The sequence below is a fragment of the Citricoccus sp. SGAir0253 genome (assembly GCF_005877055.1).
GTDB lineage: Bacteria > Actinomycetota > Actinomycetes > Actinomycetales > Micrococcaceae > Citricoccus.
Genome location: NZ_CP039424.1, coordinates 1,816,394 through 1,838,162 on the forward strand (window position 1 = coordinate 1,816,394; position 21,769 = coordinate 1,838,162).

The window sequence follows — 21,769 nt, forward strand, 5'->3', positions numbered from 1 at the left end:
CCGTCGGGGGTCGGCCGGCGGCCGGCGGTCAGGAGTGCGGCCGGTCCGCGTCCAGCACCGGGACCACGTACTCGTCCCAGAACCGCCGCGTGGCCCGGCGCAGGTCCTCCAGGCCCGCGTCGTTGACGAGGACGACGTCGGCCGCCGCCCGCCGCTGGGCGTCCGTGGCCTGCGCGGCCATCCGCGCCCGGGCGGCCTCCTCGGTCATCCCCCGGTCCCGCACCATGCGCGCGACCCGCTCCGCGGGGTCCGCCTCCACCACGAGCACGAGGTCGTAGGCGTCCGCCTGGCCCGTCTCCACCAGCAGGGGCACGTCCTGCACCACGACGGCGTCCGGGCCGGCCTCGCGGACCAGCCGCCGGCCCTCGGCGCGCACGAGGGGGTGGACGATCCCGTTCAACCGCTCGCGCGCGCCCGGGTCCCCGAACACGATCGAAGCGACGGCGGCGCGGTCCATGGTCCCGTCGGGGGCCACCGCGCCGGGGCCGAACGCCTCCCGCACGAGCCGCAGCCCCTCGGAGCCGGGGGCGACGACGGAGCGTGCGAGGGCGTCCGAGTCCACCACGACGGCGCCCAGGGCGGCCAGCTCGGCGGCCACCGTGGACTTGCCCGAGGCGATGCCGCCCGTCAGGCCGATGTGCAGGCGCGGCCGGTCCACGGGCGCCGGGTCGACCGGCTCCCGCGCGGTGGCGGCCGGCGTCGCCGGCGCCTGCGCCGCGCCGGTCCCCGGAGTGCTCTCGGTCATCGTGCTCGTCCGTCCGTCCATCCGACCTGTGCTCATCCCCGATCCTCCCAGATCCGGCGGCCGCCTGCAGGGCGGCGGCCCCGTAGACTGGCGGCCATGCCCGAGGAGTCCCGCGCCGCCCGCTACACGGTGCTCCCCGCCGCCGCGGCCACCGTCCCCGTGGTCCACGAGCTCGAGGTGCGGCGCTCCCGGTTCATCGCCTGCCTGCTGCGCGTGGAGTCCGAGGAGGCCGCCCGCGGCTTCCTGGCCCGGCTGCGCCGCGAGCACCACGAGGCCCGGCACGTGTGCAGCGCCTTCGTCCTGGGCCCGGACCGTGACGTCATGCGCTCCTCCGACGACGGCGAGCCGGCCGGGACCGCGGGCGTGCCCATGCTCGAGGCCCTGGCGCTGCGGGAGACGGGCACCGGGGACGGGCCGGTGCGCGACCTGTCCGACGTGTGCGCCGCCGTCGTCCGGTACTTCGGGGGCGTCAAGCTCGGCGCCGGCGGCCTCGTCCGCGCCTACTCCGAGGCCGTCTCGGCCGCCCTGGACACCACGGCCACGGTGACCCGGCAGCGCATGGAGCTCCTCGGCGTCGAGGCCCCGCACGCCGAGGCCGGGCGCTGGGAGAACGAGCTCCGGGCCGCCGGGTTCGTGGTCCGGGACACCGCCTACGGCACCGCCGGGGCCACCGTCACGGTGGCCCTGCCCGACGATGGCCGGTCCCGGGAGTCGTTCGCCGCCCGGCTGGCGGCGGTCACCGCGGGGGCCGGCACCGCCCGGACGCTCGGCGCCGAGTGGGTGGACCTGCCGTGACGGACTCCTCCGCACCGCCGCCGTGGGGCGTGACGCCCCCGGTCGGCCGTTCCCCCCTCACGGAGGGCTTCGGGTTCGAGGCGCTCTCGCGCTGGCCGTACCCGGAGGCGCCGGAGCTGCTGGCCCACGACGCCGCGGACGTGCTGCTGCTGGACACCCTGCACGCGTGGTGGGGGGCCGGGCACCCCGGCGGCAGCGTGCACGGGATCGACGACGCGAGCGACGACGGGGGCCCCGGCGGCGGCGCCGCGGACCCGGGGCACGCCGTCGTCGTCCTCGAGGACCGGCACGGGGCGCTGACGCTGCCCCTGCTGGCCGCCGGGCACCCCGTGCGCGTGGGCCAGGACGCCCTCGCCCAGGAACGGTCGCTGGAGGCCAACCTCGGCCGGTGGCGGGCGGCGGACCCGGACGCCGCCGCCCGGGCCGGGGCCCTGCACCGGGGGCCGATCGACGCGGACCTCGTGGCCGGTGCCCGGACCGTCCTGCTCGTGCTGCCGCGCTCGCTCGACGCGCTCGAGCAGTGGACGCGCCTCGTGGCCGAGCACGCCGCCGAGGACGTGGTCCTGCTCGCCGGCGGCCGGGACAAGCACATGACGCCGCGGCAGAACGCCGTGCTCGAGCGCCACTTCGCCTCCGTGGTCCCCGGCCGCGGGCGGTCCAAGTCGCGGGTGCTCACCGCCCGCGGGCCGCTCCGCGGCCGGCCGGACCCGTTCCCGCGCACGGCCGTGCGGGAGCTGCCCGGCGTGGGGGCGGTGACCCTGGCCGCGTACGGGGCGACCTTCGGCGGTGCGGCCCTGGACCCCGGGACGGCACTGCTGCTGGGCCCGCTCGCGGCCGCGCTCGCGGCGGGGGGCCCGAAGGGCGCCGTGGGCGCCCCGGCCCGGGCCGTGGACGTCGGCTGCGGCAACGGCACGATCGCGGTCCACCTCGCCCTGCTGGCCGCGCGGGCGGGGGCCACCGGGGCACCGGGGCGGGAGGGCGTCGCCGTGGTGGCGACGGACCAGTCCGCGGACGCGTGCCGGTCCACCGCGCTGACGGCCCGGCTCAACGGCGTGGCGGAGCTCGTGGAGGTGCGCCGGGACGACGCCCTGGCCTCGTTCCCCGACGCGAGCGAGGACCTGCTCGTGCTCAACCCCCCGTTCCACGCCGGCGGCACGGTGGACCCGCGCGTGGCCCTGCGCCTGGTCGAGGCGTGCGCGCGCGTCCTGCGCCCGGGTGGCGAGCTGTGGTGCGTGTGGAACTCGCACCTGCGCTACCGCCGGGACCTCGAGCGGCTCGTGGGCCCCACCCGGCAGGTGGAGCGCGACCGCACGTTCACGGTGACCGTCTCCACGCGCCGCTGAGCGCGGCCCGCGGCGTCCCGCCGCCCCTCCCCCGCAGCCCCTCCCCGCCGTACCCCCCTCCGTACCCCCGTCGGACCGCCGCGGCAGGGCCACGGACGCGGAAGGACCCCGCACCGTGCGGTGCGGGGTCCTTCCGTGGCAGTCGAGCGGCCGGGCGGCCGTCGGCTCAGTTGCCGGTGAGCTTCTCGCGCAGGGCGGCGAGGGCCTCGTCGGAGGCCAGGGTGCCCTGGTCCGAGTCGCCCCGGTCCTCGGAGGAGTACGAGGCGGCGCCGGACTCGGCGGCAGAGGCGCCCTCGGCGTCCTCGGCCAGGTGGCGGGCCACCTGCTCCTTGTGGGCCTCCCAGCGGGCCTGGGCGTCGGCGTACTGCTGCTCCCAGGCGGCGCGCTGGGTCTCGAAGCCCTCGAGCCACTCGTTCGCCTCCGGGTCGAAGCCCTCGGGGTACTTGTAGTTGCCCTCGTCGTCGTACTCGGCGGCCATGCCGTACAGGGCCGGGTCGAACTCGGTGCCCTCCGGGTCCACGCCCTCGTTGGCCTGCTTGAGGGACAGCGAGATGCGGCGGCGCTCCAGGTCGATGTCGATGACCTTGACGAACAGCTCGTCGTTGACCGACACGACCTGCTCGGCGGTGTCGATGTGGCGCGAGGCCAGCTCGGAGATGTGCACCAGGCCCTCGATGCCGTCCTCGACGCGCACGAACGCGCCGAACGGCACCAGCTTGGTGACCTTGCCCGGCACGACCTGGCCCAGGGCGTGGGTGCGGGCGAACAGCTGCCACGGGTCTTCCTGGGTGGCCTTCAGGGACAGCGAGACACGCTCGCGGTCCATGTCCACCTCGAGCACCTCGACGGTGACCTCCTGGCCGACCTCGACGACCTCGGACGGGTGGTCGATGTGCTTCCAGGACAGCTCGGAGACGTGCACCAGGCCGTCGACGCCGCCCAGGTCCACGAAGGCACCGAAGTTGACGATGGAGGAGACGGTGCCGGTGCGGACCTGGCCCTTCTCCAGCTTGTGCAGGAAGTTGGAGCGGACCTCGGACTGGGTCTGCTCGAGCCACGCCCGGCGGGACAGGACCACGTTGTTGCGGTTCTTGTCCAGCTCGATGATCTTGGCCTCCAGCTGCTGGCCGATGTACGGGGCCAGGTCGCGGACGCGGCGCATCTCGACGAGGGAGGCCGGCAGGAAGCCGCGCAGGCCGATGTCGAGGATGAGGCCGCCCTTGACGACCTCGATGACGGTGCCGGTGACGACGCCGTCCTCTTCCTTGATCTTCTCGATGTCGCCCCAGGCGCGCTCGTACTGGGCGCGCTTCTTGGACAGGATCAGGCGGCCTTCCTTGTCCTCCTTGGTGAGGACCAGGGCCTCCACGGAATCGCCCACGGCGACGACCTCGTCCGGGTCCACGTCATGCTTGATGGAGAGTTCCCGGGACGGGATGACGCCCTCGGTCTTGTAGCCGATGTCGAGCAGCACTTCGTCGCGGTCGACCTTGACGACGGTGCCTTCGACCAGGTCGCCGTCATTGAAGTACTTGATCGTCGCATCAATGGCCGCGAGGAAGTCCTCAGAGGTGCCGATGTCGTTGATGGCAACCTGCGGGGCGGTGGAGGTGATGGTCATGTAGTAGGGGCTCCGATGTGGATTGTTCACTCGGCCGGGAACCGCGGACACGAGGGGGCCGCCGAACCCGGATAGTGGGTTGATGTGGTTTGTGGGTGCACAGAAAGTGCTCGTCCAGTCTAACCGGGTGGCCAAGCCCGGGTCAAAGCCGGGACGGTCAGAACCCGGTCATGCAGTGCACCGGCCGGTCCGGCGCGAGCAGCCCGGACAGCTCGGCGGCCGCGCCGCGGCGGTGCTCCGCGACCCGCCCCGCCTGGCGCAGCACCTCGGCGGGGACCCCGCCGAGGTAGGCGGCGGACAGGTCCGCGACGTCCAGCTCGAGGTCCGGCGCCGCGGCGCCCGCGCCCGCCGCCGCGCGCCCGACGGCGGCCGCCCCGCCCGCCACGGACAGGCGCCAGTCCCCCGCGGCGTGGCCGAGGCGGTCGTGGACCCGCAGCGTCACCTCGCCGTCGTGGGCGTAGGGACGCGCGCCGAGGGCGGCGGGCACGTCCAGCAGCCGCAGCCACAGGTGGTCCTCCCGGTGGGTGGTGCGCACGCGCCGGTGGTCGGCGAAGAGGTGCTCCAGCACCCCGTCGTCCGGGGCCGAGCGCCACGCGATGCGCTCGACGAGGTCGAGGCTCGCCAGGAAGGCCCACAGGGCCCGGGTGCCGGCCGCGGTGCTCGCGTAGAGCTGGGAGACCCGGACGGTGGCCGGTTCGGTGTCCCACCCGGCGAAGCGGTACGTGACGTAGCCGCGCGGGGTGCCGCCGTCGTCGTGGTGCACGGCGGCGTACAGCCCGCCCCGCCCCGCCCGGTCGCCCGCGACCGTGTCCGTCTCGTGGGCGGCGTAGGAGGCCATCCGCTCCACCGAGCCGGGCACCTGGCGCCGCGTGCGCTCGAACACCTCGGGGCCGATGGCGGCGAGCTCCGCCGGCTCCACGAGCCGCACCGTCCCGGACACGGGGCCGGCGAGGGCCGCGTCCCCGCGGACGTCGACCTCCACCCGGCGCAGCGCCGTGGCGGCGCCGAAGCCGAACCGCCGGTAGATCGTCGCCTCGGAGGCGGTCAGCGCCGCCAGCGGCGTCCCGGCGGCCGCGGCGAGGGCCAGCTCGGACTCCATGAGGGCGCGCAGGATGCCGCGGCGGCGGTGGCTCGGCGCCACGGTGACCGCGCTGACGAGCAGGGCGTCCACGTCCCGGCCCCCGCCGACGTGCAGGCGCTTGCCGAACCCCGCGAACGTGCCCACCGGCCGGTCCACCGCCGGATCGGCCCCGGCCTCGTACACGCCGGTGTAGGTCCGGCCGTCCGCGTGCTCGTGGCCCAGCAGCTGGTCGAGGGCCTCGCCGGTGGGCTCGGGCTCGTAGAACCCGCGCTCCACCGTGCGCACGAAGAGCGCGGCCCGCGCGTCCTCGGCGGCGGGCCGGCCCGTGGGGGCGAAGCGGTGCACCACGAGCCCGCCGGGCAGGGGGCGCCCCGGGGCCGGCGGGGCCGGCGAACCGGGCTCAGTGGGCGGCATCGTGCCAGCTCCGCCCGGCGCCGATGTGCACGTCGAGCGGCACGGACAGCTGCGCGGCGGCGCCCATCCGCTCCCGCACCAGGGCGGTCGCGGCCTCCAGCTCCTCGTCCGGGACCTCGAGGACGAGCTCGTCGTGCACCTGTAGCAGGAGCCGGGAGCGCAGCCCCTGCTCCACGAGCCCGGCCTGCACCCCGAGCATCGCCTGCTTGATGATGTCCGCGGCCGAGCCCTGGATCGGGGCGTTGAGCGCGGCCCGCTCGGCCATGTCCCGCAGCTGCCGGTTGTCGCTGTTGAGGTCCGGCAGGTAGCGCCGCCGGCCCAGGATGGTGGCCGTGAACCCGTCATTGCGGGCCTGGGCCACCACGTCCCGCAGGTAGTCGCGCACGGCGCCGAAGCGGTCGAAGTAGCCCTTCATGAGGGACCGGGCCTCGTCCACGGGGATCTGCAGCTGCTTGGACAGGCCGAACGAGCTCAGCCCGTACGCCAGTCCGTAGCTCATGGCCTTGACCTTGGCGCGCATCTCCGCGGAGACGTCCTCGGGGGCCACGCCGAACACCTGGGCGCCCACGAAGCGGTGCAGGTCCTCCCCCTCGCGGAAGGCCTGGATGAGCGCCTCGTCCTCGGACAGGTGCGCCATGATGCGCATCTCGATCTGCGAGTAGTCCGCGGTCAGCAGGGTGCCGTGGCCCTCCCCCACCACGAACACCTCGCGGATCCGCCGGCCCGCCTCGGTGCGCACGGGGATGTTCTGCAGGTTCGGGTGCAGGCTGGACAGGCGGCCGGTGGCCGCGGCGGTCTGCGAGTAGGTGGTGTGGATGCGCCCGTCCGGGGCGACCGTGTCCAGCAGGCCCTCGACCGTCTGGCGCAGCTTGGTGGCGTCCCGGTGGAGCATGAGGTTCTCCAGGAACGGGTGCTGGGTCTGCGCGAGCAGGTCCGTCAGGGAGTCCACGTCCGTGGAGTAGCCGGTCTTGGTCTTGCGCGTGCGGGGCATGTCCAGCGTGTCGAACAGCAGCGCCTGCAGCTGCTTGGGCGAGCCGAGGTTGACCCTCTCCCCGCCCGTCTGCTCGGCCACGGAGGCCCACGCCGACTCCTGGGCGGCCTCCATGCGCTCCGTGAAGTCGGCGTACAGCCCGTCCAGCACGGCGCGGTCCACGGCGATGCCGGCCAGCTCCATGTCCACGAGCACGCCCGCCAGCGGGATCTCCAGGTCCTGCAGCAGCTGCTGGGCCCCGCGCTCGATGAGCTGGGGCAGGAACACCCCGGAGAGCCGGCGCACCATCCACGCCGCGCGCACCGTGGCCGCGGCGCGGGCCTGCAGCAGCGCGGCCCCGGCGTCCTCCCCCTCGGCGGCGTCCAGGTCGAGCTCGAGCTGGGCCCCGGCCTGCGTGGGGTCGTCCTCCATCTCCAGGGTGGACTGCAGGTAGGTCTGGACCAGCGCGTCCAGCCCGTAGCCGCGGCGGTCGGGCTGGATCAGGTAGGCCGAGAGCAGGACGTCGTCCTCGACGCCGGCCAGGGTCACCTCCCGGCCCAGGGCCGTCCGCGCCCCGGCGGCCCGGAGGGCCTTGGCGGCGGCCTTGAGGTCGTACACGGCCTTCCGCCGGCCCGGATCGGCCAGGTACCCCGCCAGCACGGGGCCCGCGCCGCCGTCGGGCGCCCCGTCCCCGTCCAGCGGGACGTAGACCGCGGCGTCCTCCCCCACGAGCGCCGCGCCGAGGGGCACGCCGTAGTCGCCGGGGGCCGGGATCTTGCGCTTGGGCAGGATGGCCGGCCCGTCCAGGACCACGTGCACGCCCACGAGGTGCGCCCCGTGCTCGCCGAGGAACGCCTCGAGCGCGGCGGCGGTCGTGGCGACCGTGAACGCCGGCGTCTCCTCCACCGGGACCTCCTCGGGCTCGCCGCCGAGCCGCTCGGCGAGGGTGTCGAAGAGGCGCTGGCGCACCGCGTTGAACTGCAGGGCGTCGAAGAGCTCCACGACCTGGTCGTGGTCCGGGTGCTCGAGCTCGGTGGCCTCGAGCGTGACGGGCAGGTCCATGTCCCGCAGCAGGTGGTTCAGCCGCCGGTTGCGCCGCACGGCCTCGGCGTGGTCCCGCAGGGACTGCCCGGCCTTGCCCTTGATCTCCTCCGCGTGCTCCAGGACCTCCTCCACGGAGCCGTAGAGGCCGATCCACTTCGCGGCCGTCTTGGGGCCCACGCCCGGCACGCCGGGCAGGTTGTCCGCGGTCTCGCCCACGAGCGCCGCCAGGTCCGGGTACCGGTGGGGCGGGACGCCGTACTTCTCCTCGATCGCGGCGGCGTCCATCGGCGGGATGTCCGAGACGCCCTTCTTCGGGTACAGCACGAGGGTGCGGTCGGTGATGAGCTGGAAGGCGTCCCGGTCGCCCGAGACCACGCGGGTCTCCCAGCCGGCCTCCTCGGCGCGCGCGGCCATGGTGGCCACGATGTCGTCGGCCTCGTAGCCGTCCACCGAGACGGTGGGGATGTTCATCGCCTCCATCACCTTGCGGATCAGGTCCACCTGCCCGTGGAACTCCTCGGGGGTCTTGGACCGGCCGGCCTTGTACTCCCCGTACTCCTCGGAGCGGAAGGTCGGGGTGTCGAGGTCGAAGGCCACCGCCACGTGGGTGGGGCGCTGCTGGCGGATCATCGTCAGCAGCATGTTCGTGAAGCCGTAGACGGCGTTGGTGTGCTGACCCGTGTCCGTCACGAAGTTGTCCACCGGCAGGGCGTAGAAGGCCCGGAAGGCCATGGAGTGGCCGTCGATCACGAGCAGTCGCCGGGGGGCGCCCTCGGCGGGTGGTGCGGCGGTGTCAGGGGCGGAATTGCTCGAATCAGTCACGGGTGCCAGCCTAGTGCGCATGGACGAGACCGTGACAGCCGGCCCCCCGGCACCCGACGCCGGCCCCGGGCAGGGCTACCTGCCCGGCGTGACCCCGGAGCTGCCGGAGGACCCGGCGGCCCGCCGGCGGTTCCTGGAGCTCACGGGCGTGCCGGCCGAGATGCAGGACCGGATGGGGCCGCTGGGGTTCAGCCCGCTCGCGGCGAAGATGGGACTGCGCTTCACCCACCTGTCCGTCGACCTCGTGACGGCCACCGTGCCGGTGGCCGGCAACGAGCAGAACATGGGGCTGTTCCACGGGGGCGCTCACCTGGTCATCGCGGAGACCCTCGGCTCGATCGCGGCGATGCTGCACGCGGACGGCCGGCCCGTCGTCGGGATCGAGATCGGCGCCACGCACCACCGCGCCGCGCGCTCGGGCACCGTCACCGGCACGTGCCGGCCGGTGCACCTGGGCGGGACGCTCACCACCCACGAGGTCGTCATGACGGACGACGAGGACCGGCGGCTCTCCACGGCCCGGATCACCAACATGATCCTGGACCCCGGGCGCCGCGACCGACGCCCCTGAGACCCGGCGAGTGCCCGACGTGGGACTCGAACCCACACACCTCTCGATACCGCATTTTGAGTGCGGCGCGTCTGCCAATTCCGCCAGTCGGGCAACCCGACAAGGATACACGGGCCCCGCCCCGGCACGCCCGGCCCGGCGGCGGCGCCGGGGACCCGGCTACGCTGGAACCGCGTCCGCGCCCCGGCCCGGACCGCCGACCCGAGCCGCCCGTCCCGATCCGCGAGGAGCCGCCATGCCGACCGAGAGCACCGACCGCACCGCCGACCGCACCGGGGACGGGGCGCTGCCGGAGGACCGCGCGGAGGACCGCGCCGCCGATCGGGCGGAGGACGGCGGTCGCCGGACGCTGCGGGTCGTCGTCGCCGAGGACGAGACGCTGATCCGCCTGGACATCGTGGAGATCCTCACCGCGCAGGGCTACGCGGTGGTGGGCGAGGCGGACAACGGACAGCGCGCCGTGGAGCTGGCCGCCGAGCACCGCCCGGACGTGGTGCTCCTGGACGTGAAGATGCCCATCATGGACGGCATCACCGCCGCCGAGCAGATCGCCCGCGACCGCGTGGCCCCCGTCGTCCTGCTGACCGCCTTCAGCCAGCGCGAGCTCGTGGAGCGCGCCCGCGAGGCCGGGGCGATGGCCTACGTGGTCAAGCCGTTCAGCGAGAACGACCTCGTGCCGGCGATCGAGCTCGCCGTGGCCCGGTTCGACGAGCTGCGCGCCCTCGAGGCGGAGGTCTCCGACCTGGCCGAGCGGTTCGCCACCCGCAAGCTCGTGGACCGCGCGAAGTCCCTGCTGACGACCACGATGGACCTGTCCGAGCCGGAGGCCTTCCGGTGGATCCAGAAGACCTCCATGGACCGCCGGCTCACCATGCGCGAGGTGGCCCAGACGGTCATCGACCAGATGGGCTGACCCCGCCGGTCAGTGCGGCGAGCGGGCCGGCCACATCCCCACCCGCTCGCGGGAGGGGCGCTGGTAGCCCTGCAGCAGCCCGCCCGAGTCGGCGAGGTCCCCGATCCGGTGCACCTTCACGGTGTTGGTGGATCCCGCCTGCCCGGGGGGCGAGCCGGCCGCGATCACCACGAGGTCGTTGACGCCGGCGATCCCCTCCTGCAGCAGCGAGCGGTCCACCTGCGCCGTCATCTCGTCCGTGGAGGAGGCGAAGGGCACCATGCGCGGGGTCACGCCCCAGGACAGGCACAGGATGTTGTGCGTGTGCTCCACGTGGGTGAAGGCGTAGACCATCTGGTGCGGACGCAGCCGCGAGAGCCGGCGGGCCGAGTCCCCCGACTGGGTGAACGTGGCGAGGTAGCGCACGTCCAGCTGGTTGGCGATCTCCACCGCGGCCCGGGTGATCGCCCCGCCGCGCGTCTTCGGCCGGGAGCCCAACGGCAGGATCCGGTCCAGGCCGTGGGTCTCGGTGGACTCGATGATCCGGGCCATCGTCTCCACCGTGACCACGGGGTACCGGCCCACCGAGGTCTCCCCCGAGAGCATCACGGCGTCCGCGCCGTCCAGCACCGCGTTGGCGCAGTCGGAGGCCTCGGCGCGCGTGGGCCGGGGGTTGTCGATCATCGACTCGAGCACCTGGGTGGCCACGATGACCGGCTTGGCCCAGCGGCGGGCGAGCTCGATGGCCCGCTTCTGCACCACCGGGACGTCCTCGAGCGGCAGCTCCACGCCCAGGTCCCCGCGCGCCACCATGATCGCGTCGAACGCGTCCACGATCCCGTGCAGGGCCTCCACGGCCTGGGGCTTCTCGATCTTGGCGATCACGGGCACGCGCCGGCCCTGCTCGTCCATGATCTCGTGCACCCGCTCGATGTCCCGGGCCGAGCGCACGAAGGACAGCGCCACCATGTCCACGCCCAGGTCCAGGGCCCAGCGCAGGTCCGCCTCGTCCTTCTCGGACAGCGCCGGGACGTTGACCGCCACCCCCGGCAGGTTGATGCCCTTGTTGTTGGACACGGCCCCGGGCACGGTGACCTCCGTGACCACGTCCGTGTCCGTGACCTCGACCGCCCGCAGGGCGACCTTGCCGTCGTCGATGAGCAGCGTGTCCCCCGGGCGCACGTCCTGGGGCAGCCCCGCGAACGTGGTGCCGCACCGCTCGCGCGTGCCCTCCTCCTCGCGGGTGGTGATGGTGAACCGGTCCCCGACGGCCAGCTCGTGGGGGCCGTCGGCGAACCGCCCGAGGCGGATCTTGGGCCCCTGGAGGTCGGCGAAGACGGCGACCGGGCGGCCGAGGTCGGCGGCCGCCCGGCGGATGTCCGCGTACGTGCGCTCGTGCACCTCGTAGGAGCCGTGGCTCATGTTCATCCGGGCGACGTCCACGCCGGCCGCGATCACGGCACGGGTGTTCTCGTAGCCCTCGGTGGCCGGACCGAAGGTGGCGACGATCTTCGCGTGTCTCATGGGTCCAGCCTAGCGAGGACTGCGCCGGGGGCGGGGCTGACCCGGGACGATGACTCCCCGGGCCGGCCCCGCGGGCTCAGCCGTGCAGCCGCCCCTCGGCCGCGATGGAGGCGTACTCGGGCCGCCGGGGCCGCACCGCGCCGGCGTCGGTCCGGACCGCGATCGGCCGGTCGGTGGGCTCCACCGGCGAGGGCAGGCGCGTCCAGCTCTCGAGCGACTCGTCGACGGCCCGGGCGCACGCCCGGCCCTCCGCGATGGCCCACACGACCAGGGAGGCGCCCCGGCCGGCGTCGCCGCACGCGAACACCCCGGGGGTGTCCGTCTCGTACGTGTGGCCGCGCCGGATGACCCCGCGCTCCACGACGACGCCGGCGTGGCCCTCGCCCTCGCTGAGCCCGTCCTCCTGGACCCCGGTGAAGCCCAGGGCCAGCAGCACGAGGTCCGCGGGGATCTCCCGCTCGGTGCCCGGGCGCGGCACGCGGCGGCCGTCCGGCAGGTACTCGGTCTCGGCGACCCGCAGGGCGCGCACGTGCCCGTGCTCGTCGCCCACGAACTCCACCGTGGAGGCGAGGTACTCGCGCGTGCCGCCCTCGGCGTCGGCGCTCGTGACCTCGAAGACCTTCGGCATGGTCGGCCACGGCTGGTCCGCCGGGCGCGCCGTCGGCAGCTCCCGCCCGATGGCCAGGGTGGTGACGGAGGCGGCCCCGTGGCGGTGGGCGGTGCCGATGCAGTCCGCGCCGGTGTCCCCGCCGCCGAGGACGACGACGTGCTTGCCGTCCGCGCGGATCTGGTCCGGGACGACCTCGCCGGCCACGGCGCGGTTGGACTGCACGAGGTAGTCCATGGCCACGTGGATGCCGTCCAGGTGGCGGCCCGGCACGGGCAGGTCCCGCGGCACGGGCGCGCCCGTGGCGACGATGACCGCGTCGTAGCGCTCGCGCAGCTCGGCCCACGTCATGTCCGTGCCGATGGCGATGCCGGTGCGGAACCGGGTGCCCTCGGCCTCCATCTGCTCGATGCGCCGGTCCAGGATGTCCTTCTCCATCTTGAAGTCCGGGATCCCGTAGCGCAGCAGGCCGCCGACCTTGTCGTCCTTCTCGTAGACGGCCACGGTGAACCCGGCCCGGGTCAGCTGCTGCGCGGCCGCCAGCCCGGCCGGGCCGGAGCCGACCACGGCGACGGTGTGCCCGTTGAGCCGCTGCGGGATGACGGGGTCGAGCCAGTCGTTGTCGAAGGCGGCGTCCGCGATGGACACCTCGGTCTGCTTGATCGTCACGGCCGGCTGGTTGATCCCCAGCACGCACGAGGACTCGCACGGGGCCGGGCAGATGCGGCCGGTGACCTCGGGGAAGTTGTTGGTGGCGTGCAGCCGGGCCGCCGCCTCCTCCATCCGCCCCTGGCGCACGAGGTCGTTCCACTCGGGGATGAGGTTCCCCAGCGGGCAGCCCTGGTGGCAGAACGGCACGCCGCAGTCCATGCAGCGCCCCGCCTGCTGGTGCACGACCTCGGGGTCCTGCCGGGCATAGACGTCCTTGAAGTCCATGATGCGCACGGGCACCGGGCGCGAGGGACGGTCGCGGCGGTCGCGGGTGGTCAGGAATCCGCGGGGATCAGCCATGGGTAGCCTCCAGAATCCGGCCCCAGGCGGTGTCGCCGTCGGGGTCAAGTCCTTCGTCGATGACGGCCGCGCGGGTCCTCAGCACGGCGTCGTAGGTTGCCGGCAGCACGGTCGTGAAGCGGCGCAGGGAGTCGTCCAGCGTGGACAGCAGGTGGGCCGCCACGGGCGACCCGGTCTCGGCGTGGTGCCGGGTGAGCAGCACGGTGATGGCCTCCCGGTCCTCGGGCCGGGGATCGAGCAGCAGCAGGTCGCCGTTGGCCACCGCGAGCGGGTTCAGCGCGGTGCGGTCCAGGTCCAGGACCCAGGCCGTGCCGCCGGACATCCCGGCCCCGAGGTTGCGGCCCGTGCGGCCGAGCACGAGGGCCCGGCCCCCGGTCATGTACTCCAGGCCGTGGTCGCCGATGCCCTCGACGACGGCGCTCGCGCCGGAGTTGCGCACGAGGAACCGCTCGCCGACCCGGCCGCGGAGGTACATCTCCCCCGAGGTCGCGCCGTAGCCGATGACGTTGCCGGCCACGACGTTGTCCTCGGCGGCGAAGCCGGCGCCCTCGTGGGGACGGACGATGATGCGCCCGCCGGACAGGCCCTTGCCGACGTAGTCGTTGGCGTCGCCCTCCAGCCGCAGCGTCACCCCGGCCGGCAGGAACGCCCCGAGGGACTGCCCCGCCTCGCCGGCCAGGTCCACCGTGATGGTGTCCGCCGGCAGCTCGTCCAGCAGCCGCGCGTGGGTCACGTGGTAGCCCAGCATGGTGCCGGCCGCGCGGTCGGTGTTGACGATCGCCTTGGACAGCCGCACCGGGCGGCCGGTCGCGATGGCCGGCTCGGCCGCCGCGATGAGGTCGTTGTCGAAGTGCTGGTCGAGCTCGTGGTTCTGGCCCGTGTGGTGGCTGAGCTGGCGCGCCGTGTCCGGGGCCGCCGGGTCGTAGCCGGCCAGGATCCCGGACAGGTCCAGGCCCCCGGTCTTCCAGTGCCCGGCGGACTCGTCCCGGCCGAGCACCTCGATGTGGCCGATGGCCTCCTCGAGCGAGCGGAAGCCGAGCTCGGCGAGGTACTCGCGCACCTCCTGGGCGATGTACTCGAAGAACGTCACCACGAACTCCGGCTTGCCCGTGTAGCGGGAGCGCAGCTCGGGGTTCTGGGTGGCCACGCCCACCGGGCACGTGTCGAGGTGGCACACGCGCATCATGATGCAGCCGGAGACCACGAGCGGGGCGGTGGCGAAGCCGTACTCCTCGGCCCCGAGCAGCGCCGCGATCACGACGTCCCGGCCCGTCTTGAGCTGGCCGTCCACCTGCACGACCACGCGGTCGCGCAGCCCGTTGAGCATGAGCGTCTGCTGGGCCTCGGCCAGGCCCAGCTCCCACGGGGCGCCGGCGTGCTTGAGCGAGTTCAGCGGGGAGGCGCCGGTGCCGCCGTCGTGCCCGGAGATCAGCACGACGTCGGCCTTCGCCTTGGTCACGCCCGCCGCCACGGTGCCCACCCCGGACTCCGAGACGAGCTTGACGTGGACGCGGGCGGCCGGGTTGGCGCGCTTGAGGTCGTGGATGAGCTCCGCGAGGTCCTCGATCGAGTAGATGTCGTGGTGCGGCGGCGGCGAGACCAGGGACACGCCCGGGGTCGAGTGCCGCGTGGAGGCCACCCACGGGTACACCTTGGTGCCCATGAGCTGGCCGCCCTCGCCGGGCTTGGCACCCTGGGCCATCTTGATCTGCAGGTCGTCCGCGGTGGCCAGGTACAGGCTCGTCACGCCGAAGCGCCCGGAGGCGATCTGCTTGATGGCCGAGCGCCGCTCGGGGTCCAGCAGCCGCTCGGGATCCTCGCCGCCCTCGCCCGTGTTGGACTTCCCGCCCAGCCGGTTCATCGCGACGGCGAGCGTCTCGTGGGCCTCCTGGGAGATCGACCCGTAGCTCATCGCCCCGGTGGAGAACCGCTTGACGATCTCGGAGACCGGCTCGACCTCCTCGATCGGCACGGCCGGCCGCACCCCCGGCTTCAGGGACAGCAGCCCGCGCAGGGTCATCAGGTCGCGGGACTGCTCGTCCACCCGGCGCGTGTAGTCCTTGAAGATGTCGTACTGCCGTGTCCGGGTGGAGTGCTGCAGGCGGAAGACCGTCTCAGGGTTGAACAGGTGCGGGGGCCCGTCCCGGCGCCACTGGTACTCGCCGCCGGTCTCGAGCTCGCGGTACGGGTCGATGTCGTTGCCGTCCGGCGGGTACGCCGCCCAGTGCCGCTGCTGGTTCTCGGCGGCGATGACCTCCAGGCCCACCCCGCCCATCGGGGTGTGGGTGCCCGCGAAGTACCGGTCCACGAGGCTGCGGGAGAGCCCGATCGCCTCGAAGGTCTGGGCGCCGCAGTAGGAGGCGACCGTGGAGATGCCCATCTTGGACATGATCTTCTGGACGCCCTTGCCGAGCGCCTTGATGAGGTTGGCCACGGCCTGCTCGGCGGTCACGGTGGTGATCGCCCCGGTGCGCACGAGCTCCTCGGCCGACTCCATGGCGAGGTAGGGGTTCACGGCGGAGGCGCCGTAGCCGATCAGCACGGCCACGTGGTGCACCTCGCGCACGTCCCCGGCCTCCACGAGCAGCGAGGCCCGGGTGCGGTTGGCCGAGGCCAGCAGGTGGTGGTGCACGGCCGAGAGCAGCAGCAGCGAGGGGATCGGCGCCCACTGGGCGTTGGAGTCGCGGTCCGAGAGGATGATGAACTGCACCCCGCGGTTGACGGCGGCCGAGACCTGCTCGCAGATCTCGGTGAGCCGGGCGCGCAGCCCGGCCGCGCCGGCGTCGACCCGGTACAGGCCACGGACCTTGAGGGAGACCTTGGCGCCGCGGCCCTCGGGGCCGGCATCGGCGCCGGTCCCGCGCAGGTGGGCGATCTTGGCCAGCTGGTCGTTGTCGATCACCGGGAACTCGAGGTTCACGTGCCGGGCGCTGACCCGCTCGCCGGAGAGCAGGTTGCCGTCCGGGCCGATCGAGGTGCGCATCGAGGTGACGAGCTCCTCGCGGATCGAGTCCAGCGGCGGGTTCGTGACCTGCGCGAAGGACTGCGTGAAGTAGTCGAACAGCAGCCGGGGGCGCTGGGACAGCACGGCGATCGGGGTGTCCGTGCCCATGGCGCCCAGCGGCTCGGCGCCGGTGGCGGCCATCGGCTTGATGAGCACGCGCAACTCCTCGGTGGTGTAGCCGAAGGTGCGCTGGCGGTGGGCCACGGACTGCGCCGAGTAGCGCACGTGCTCGCGGTCCGGCAGCTGGTCCAGGTCGACGAGGTTCTCGTCCACCCACTGCTGCCACGGGTTCGCGGCGGCGACCTCGGCCTTGACCTCGTCGTCCTCGATGATGCGGCCGGCCACGGTGTCCACGAGGAACATCCGGCCCGGGGCCACCCGTCCCTTGCGCACGATCGCGCCCGGGTCCAGCGGCAGCACGCCGACCTCCGAGGCCAGCACCACGAGGCCGTCGTCCGTGACCCAGTAGCGGGCCGGGCGCAGGCCGTTGCGGTCCAGCACGGCGCCGACCTGGCGGCCGTCGGTGAAGGACACGGCGGCGGGACCGTCCCACGGCTCCATGAGCATGGAGTGGTACTGGTAGAACGCCCGGCGCTCGGGGTCCATCGACTCGTGGTTCTCCCACGCCTCCGGGATCATCATCATGATCGCGTGGCTCAGCGGGCGCCCGCCGAGCATCAGCAGCTCCGCCACCTCGTCGAAGGACTGGGAGTCCGAGGCGCCCGGGGTGCAGATGGGGTACAGCTTCTCCGGCTCCTCGCCGAGCACCGGGGAGTCCAGCATGGACTGCCGGGCGCGCATCCAGTTGCGGTTGCCCTTGACGGTGTTGATCTCCCCGTTGTGCGCGATCGTGCGGAACGGCTGAGCCAGCGGCCAGGAGGGGAACGTGTTGGTGGAGAACCGGGAGTGCACGATGCCCAGGCAGGTGGCGAACCGGGGGTCCGCGAGGTCCGGGTAGAACGGCTGGAGCTGGCCGGTGGAGAGCATGCCCTTGTAGACGATCGTGCGCGAGGACAGCGAGGGGAAGTACACCCCGAAGCGGTTCTGCGCGCGCTTGCGCACGCGCCAGGCGCGCACGTCCAGGGAGTCGCCCTCGCCCTCCGGGGCGGCGGGGTCCACGCCGAGGAACAGCTGCGCGAAGTGCGGCATGACGGAGCGGGCGGACTCGCCGATGACCGACTCGTCCACCGGCACCTCGCGCCAGCCCAGCACGGTGAGCCCCTCGCCCGCGGCGAGTTCCTCGACCCCGGCCACGGTCTCGGCGCGCTCGCCCTCCGGCTGGGGCAGGAAGGCGGTGCCGACCGCGTACCGGCCGGCCTCCGGCAGCGTGAAGTCCACGACGGCGCGCAGGAACTCGTCCGGGACCTGCACCAGCAGTCCGGCGCCGTCGCCGGTGCCGTCGTCGCCGCCGACGCCGCCGCGGTGCTCGAGGTTGCGCAGCGCCACGAGGGCGTGCTCGACGATGTCGTGGCCCGGGGTGCCGCGCAGGGTGGCGATCACGGCGAGGCCGCAGTTCTCGGTCTCGTTGTCCGGGCTGTAGAGGCCCTGGGCCGGCGGGATCGCCGAGAACCGGTTGAAGGGGTTCTGCGGGTCGCGGGCCAGGACGGCCGTGGCGGAGTCGTCCGGCAGGTTCTCCGGGGCCTCGGCGTGCGCCTCCTCGGAGCCGTCGTCCGCGACGGCCGCGTCCTCGCGGCCCTCCTCCTCGGGGGCGAGGGCGGCGGTGGGGCGGCCCTCCGGGGCGTCGTCCAGGCCACGCGGGTCGTGCCGGGGCGCGTCCTGCTCCGGGGTGGTCTCCTCCGGGGTGGTGTTGCCGTCTTCTGGGCGCAGCGTCATGCGGATCCTTCCAGGGTGCCGAGGGGTCTCGTGCAGGGAAGGGGACGCCGTTGGCCCCACGGCCGCGGGTGGTCCGGACGTCGCCGTCGGAACCACCCGTTGCCAATGCAGTGGAGTCGATCTTACCGACCCCGGGGGGCGTCAGTCGCCGTTCGGGCCCGGATCGGCCGACTTTTTTGTTTCGTGCGCGTTAATTCTCCGTTCGGCAGGGGACGGGACCTTGTGCGCCCCGGCGTCCTGCGGCAGGTCACCGGCGGGATCCGCCGGGGTGGCCTCGCCGTCCCCGCCGGCGGTGGAGGCACCGTCCGCCTCGCCGTCCCCGCCGGCGGTGGAGGCACCGTCCGCCTCGCCGTCCGCCTCGCCGTCCCCACTCGCGGGGACGGCGGCGGGCTCGCGCCCGGGCAGCCACAGCGAGTCGGCGCGCTCCCGGCCCGCCGCCGTGCGCGGACGGGTGGCCCACAGGCCCACGAGGAACGCCACGGCGATGACGAACACCAGCAGCGAGGTCCACACGTTGAGCCGCTGCGTGGTGCCGAACAGCGTGACCATCTCGGCGTCGTCGATGCGCAGCATCTCGATCCACGTGCGTCCGGCGGTGTACCAGGCCACGTAGGACCAGGCCATCATCCCGCGCCGCAGGTGCAGCCGCCGGTCCAGCAGCAGCAGCAGGGCCACGCCGGCCAGGTTCCACAGCATCTCGTAGAGGAAGGTGGGGTGGAACAGGGTCCCCTCGAGGGTGCCCGCGGGCCAGTTGGGGCTGTCCGGGCTCACCTGCAGCCCCCACGGCAGCGTGGTGGGCCCGCCGAAGAGCTCCTGGTTGAAGTAGTTGCCCAGCCGGCCGATGGCCTGGGCCAGCAGCACGCCCGGGGCCACCACGTCCGCGTAGGCCGAGAGCCGGACGCCGTAGCGGCGGCAGGCGATCCAGGCGCCCACGGCCCCGAGGGCCACGGCGCCCCAGATGCCCAGGCCGCCCTCCCAGACCCGCCAGATGCGGCCCAGGTCCCCGGTGCCGTCGAAGCCCGGGCCGAAGTAGGCGTCCGGCGAGGAGACCACGTGGTACAGCCGGGCGCCGACGAGCCCGAAGAGGATCGCCCAGATCGAGATGTCGATGACGCGGCCCTCGGGCCCGCCCCGGTCGTGCCAGCGCCGCGAGCCCAGCCACAGCGCCACGATGATCCCGGCGATGATGCACAGCGCGTAGGCGTGGATCGTGACCGGCCCCAGGTCGAAGCCGTCCCAGGCCGGCGCGGGGATCGCCGCCCGGATCACGCGCCGGTCCCCTCGGCCGGGACCTCGCCCACGACGCCGGTGGCCCCGGTGGCCGGTGCGCCGCCGTCGCGCACGGCGCCCGTGGCGAGCTCGGCGGCGAGCCGCCCGACCGCCTCGGGGCCGCCGTCGCGCAGGGCCACCACGAGGGCGGTGCCCACGATCGCCCCGTCCGCGTAGCGGCCGATCTCGCGGATGTGCTCGGGGCGGGAGATGCCGAGCCCGACGGCCACGCGCGGCGCGCCGGCGGCGTGGGCGCGGGCCACGACCTGCTCGGCCGCCGAGGAGACCTCGGTCCGGGCGCCCGTGACGCCCATGACGGAGACGCCGTAGACGAAGCCGCGGCTGGACTCGGTGATCAGCCGGACACGCTCGTCCGTGGAGCTCGGCGCGGTGAGGAAGATCCGGTCCAGGCCGTGGCGGTCCGAGGCCTCGAACCATGACCCGGCCTCCTCGGGGACGAGGTCCGGGGTGATGATGCCCGCGCCGCCGGCCTCGGCGAGCCGCCGGGCGAAGGTGTCCACGCCCATCCGGTCCACGACGTTCCAGTAGGTCATCACCAGCACCACGGCGTCGGTGCGCTCGGACACGGCCCGGACGATCTCGAAGACGGAGTCGATCCGGAAGCCCGCGGCGAGCACGCGGCTCGTGGCCTCCTGGATGACCGGTCCGTCCATCACGGGGTCCGAGTAGGGGATGCCGATCTCGATGACGTCCGCCCCGTTGTTGCCGAGGGCGACGGCGGCCTCGATCGACTCCTCGACGCTCGGGTAGCCGGCCGGCAGGTAGCCGATGAGGGCCGTGCGCCCCGCGGCGCGGGCGGCCTCGATGGCCTCGGCGGTGCGGGAGCGGACGGTCGATCCCGTCGCGTCGGTGGGGGTGGCGGCGCTCGTCTCGCGCATCAGTCCTGTGCTCCTTCCGGCCGGGCGGCCACGGCCTCGGCGTCGCCGCCGGCGGGGGTCTCGGTGTCCGGCAGCATGCCGAAGTACTTGGCGGCGCTGGCGACGTCCTTGTCACCGCGCCCGGACAGGCTCACGACGATGATCCGCCGCTCCGCCTCCGGGGTGTCCGGGCCGACGAGGCCCTCGTCCGCCCAGCGGCGGGCCAGCCGCAGCGCGCCGGCCAGGGCGTGGGAGGACTCGATGGCCGGGACGATGCCCTCGGTGCGGCACAGCCGCTGGAAGGCGTCCATCGTGTCGGCGTCGGTGACGGGCTCGTAGGTGGCCCGGCCGGTGTCGTGCAGCCACGCGTGCTCCGGTCCCACCGCCGGGTAGTCGAGCCCGGCGGAGATGGAGTGGGAGTCGATGGTCTGCCCGTCCTCGTCCTGCATGAGGTAGGTGCGGGCCCCGTGCAGCACGCCGGTGCGGCCGAGGTTGATGGACGCGGCGTGCCGGCCGGTCTCCATGCCCTCGCCGCCGGCCTCGAGGCCGTAGAGCTCCACGCCGGCGTCGTCCAGGAAGGCGTGGAAGATGCCGATGGCGTTGGATCCGCCGCCCACGCACGCGCACACGGCGTCCGGCAGCCGTCCGGCCTGGGCCAGCACCTGCTCGCGGGCCTCGTCGCCGATGACGGAGTGGAAGTAGCGCACCATGGCCGGGAACGGCGCGGGGCCGGTGACGGTGCCGAGCAGGTAGTGCGTGGTCTCCACGGAGGCCACCCAGTCGCGCAGCGCCTCGTTGATGGCGTCCTTGAGGGTCCGCGCGCCGGTCTTCACGGCCACGACCGTGGCCCCGAGCATCTCCATGCGGGCCACGTTCAGGGCCTGGCGCTGGGTGTCCACCTCGCCCATGTAGACCGTGCACTCCATGCCGAACAGGGCGGCGGCCGTGGCGGTGGCCACGCCGTGCTGGCCCGCGCCGGTCTCCGCGATCAGCCGCGTCTTGCCCATGCGCCGCGCCAGCAGCGCCTGGCCGATCACGTTGTTGATCTTGTGCGAGCCGGTGTGGTTGAGGTCCTCGCGCTTGAGGAAGATCCGCACGCCCGGCGAGTCCGCCGCGAACCGTGGCACCTCGGTGAGCAGGGACGGCCGGTTCACGTAGTTGGTGAACAGCTCCTGCAGTTCCGCGGCGAAGGCCGGGTCCTCGCGCGCCTCGGCGAAGGTCCGGTCGACCTCCTCGAGGGCGGCGATCAGGGATTCGGGCATCCAGCGGCCCCCGTACGGGCCGAAGTACGGCCCGGGCTGGTGCTGGAAGCTGCCGGTGTGCTCAATCATGTGGAGAAGTCCAG

The 21,769-nt window shown here is 74.0% G+C and carries 13 protein-coding genes, 1 tRNA gene and 1 pseudogene; 4 read left to right on the forward strand and 11 right to left on the reverse strand.

The genetic code is table 11. The features are described from left to right. Window positions 1-28 precede the first annotated feature (28 nt). Window positions 29-745 (reverse strand): dephospho-CoA kinase, encoded by a 717-nt coding sequence (gene coaE / locus E7744_RS08055; RefSeq protein WP_246858355.1) that lies wholly within the window; start codon window positions 743-745, stop codon window positions 29-31. 96 nt (window positions 746-841) lie between these two features. Here coaE and E7744_RS08060 point away from each other — a divergent pair, with 96 nt between their 5' ends. Both E7744_RS08060 and E7744_RS08065 read left to right on the forward strand, forming a co-directional pair. Next, the gene (locus E7744_RS08060; protein ID WP_137773672.1) at window positions 842-1,540 is read left to right on the forward strand and encodes a YigZ family protein; all 699 of its coding nucleotides are present in this window, start codon (window positions 842-844) and stop codon (window positions 1,538-1,540) included. Continuing rightward, window positions 1,537-2,883, forward strand: a complete 1,347-nt coding sequence (locus E7744_RS08065; protein ID WP_246858356.1) for a class I SAM-dependent methyltransferase — start codon at window positions 1,537-1,539, stop codon at window positions 2,881-2,883. The genes E7744_RS08060 and E7744_RS08065 overlap by 4 nt, the downstream gene beginning before the upstream one ends. Before the next feature lie 166 nt (window positions 2,884-3,049). Here the strand turns inward: E7744_RS08065 and rpsA are convergent, their stop codons facing one another. The 3 genes from rpsA to polA all read right to left on the reverse strand — a co-directional run bounded on the left by rpsA (window position 3,050) and on the right by polA (window position 8,856). After that, complete coding sequence (gene rpsA, locus E7744_RS08070) at window positions 3,050-4,504, reverse strand: 30S ribosomal protein S1 (RefSeq protein ID WP_137773673.1); 1,455 nt, start codon at window positions 4,502-4,504, stop codon at window positions 3,050-3,052. Window positions 4,505-4,661: 157 nt separating this feature from the next. Then, window positions 4,662-5,999, reverse strand: coding sequence for a GNAT family N-acetyltransferase (locus E7744_RS08075; RefSeq protein ID WP_137773674.1), 1,338 nt, complete (start codon window positions 5,997-5,999; stop codon window positions 4,662-4,664). Continuing rightward, window positions 5,986-8,856: a DNA polymerase I gene (polA, locus tag E7744_RS08080; protein WP_371415331.1), complete on the reverse strand. Its 2,871-nt coding sequence runs from the start codon at window positions 8,854-8,856 to the stop codon at window positions 5,986-5,988. Before polA ends, E7744_RS08075 begins: the two co-directional genes overlap by 14 nt. Between polA and E7744_RS08085 the strand changes: the two genes are divergently transcribed. After that, window positions 8,855-9,406, forward strand: coding sequence for a hotdog fold thioesterase (locus tag E7744_RS08085; RefSeq protein ID WP_246858357.1), 552 nt, complete (start codon window positions 8,855-8,857; stop codon window positions 9,404-9,406). The genes polA and E7744_RS08085 overlap by 2 nt on opposite strands. An 11-nt stretch (window positions 9,407-9,417) precedes the next feature. Here the strand turns inward: E7744_RS08085 and E7744_RS08090 are convergent. Continuing rightward, window positions 9,418-9,499: transfer RNA gene (locus E7744_RS08090), tRNA-Leu, on the reverse strand. 142 nt (window positions 9,500-9,641) lie between these two features. On the opposite strand from E7744_RS08090, the gene E7744_RS08095 reads away from it, so the two are divergent. Next, window positions 9,642-10,319 carry an ANTAR domain-containing response regulator gene (locus E7744_RS08095; protein WP_246858358.1) on the forward strand — a complete coding sequence of 226 codons (678 nt, stop codon included), beginning with the start codon at window positions 9,642-9,644 and terminating at the stop codon, window positions 10,317-10,319. 9 nt (window positions 10,320-10,328) lie between these two features. On the opposite strand, the gene pyk is transcribed toward E7744_RS08095, so the two are convergent. The 6 genes and pseudogenes from pyk to trpB all read right to left on the reverse strand — a co-directional run bounded on the left by pyk (window position 10,329) and on the right by trpB (window position 21,755). Next, window positions 10,329-11,822 (reverse strand): pyruvate kinase, encoded by a 1,494-nt coding sequence (gene pyk / locus E7744_RS08100; protein ID WP_137773677.1) that lies wholly within the window; start codon window positions 11,820-11,822, stop codon window positions 10,329-10,331. 154 nt (window positions 11,823-11,976) lie between these two features. Then, window positions 11,977-13,440: pseudogene (locus tag E7744_RS08105) on the reverse strand (glutamate synthase subunit beta); the annotation flags it as partial. Continuing rightward, window positions 13,433-18,277, reverse strand: a complete 4,845-nt coding sequence (gene gltB, locus E7744_RS08110; RefSeq protein WP_137773679.1) for a glutamate synthase large subunit — start codon at window positions 18,275-18,277, stop codon at window positions 13,433-13,435. The pseudogene E7744_RS08105 and the gene gltB, both read right to left, overlap by 8 nt. A 141-nt stretch (window positions 18,278-18,418) precedes the next feature. Then, window positions 18,419-19,546 carry a prolipoprotein diacylglyceryl transferase gene (gene lgt / locus E7744_RS08115; protein WP_137773680.1) on the reverse strand — a complete coding sequence of 376 codons (1,128 nt, stop codon included), beginning with the start codon at window positions 19,544-19,546 and terminating at the stop codon, window positions 18,419-18,421. Then, window positions 19,543-20,445: a tryptophan synthase subunit alpha gene (gene trpA, locus E7744_RS08120; protein WP_137773681.1), complete on the reverse strand. Its 903-nt coding sequence runs from the start codon at window positions 20,443-20,445 to the stop codon at window positions 19,543-19,545. Before trpA ends, lgt begins: the two co-directional genes overlap by 4 nt. Further along, window positions 20,445-21,755, reverse strand: a complete 1,311-nt coding sequence (trpB, locus tag E7744_RS08125; RefSeq protein WP_137773682.1) for a tryptophan synthase subunit beta — start codon at window positions 21,753-21,755, stop codon at window positions 20,445-20,447. Before trpB ends, trpA begins: the two co-directional genes overlap by 1 nt. Window positions 21,756-21,769: the final 14 nt, after the last annotated feature.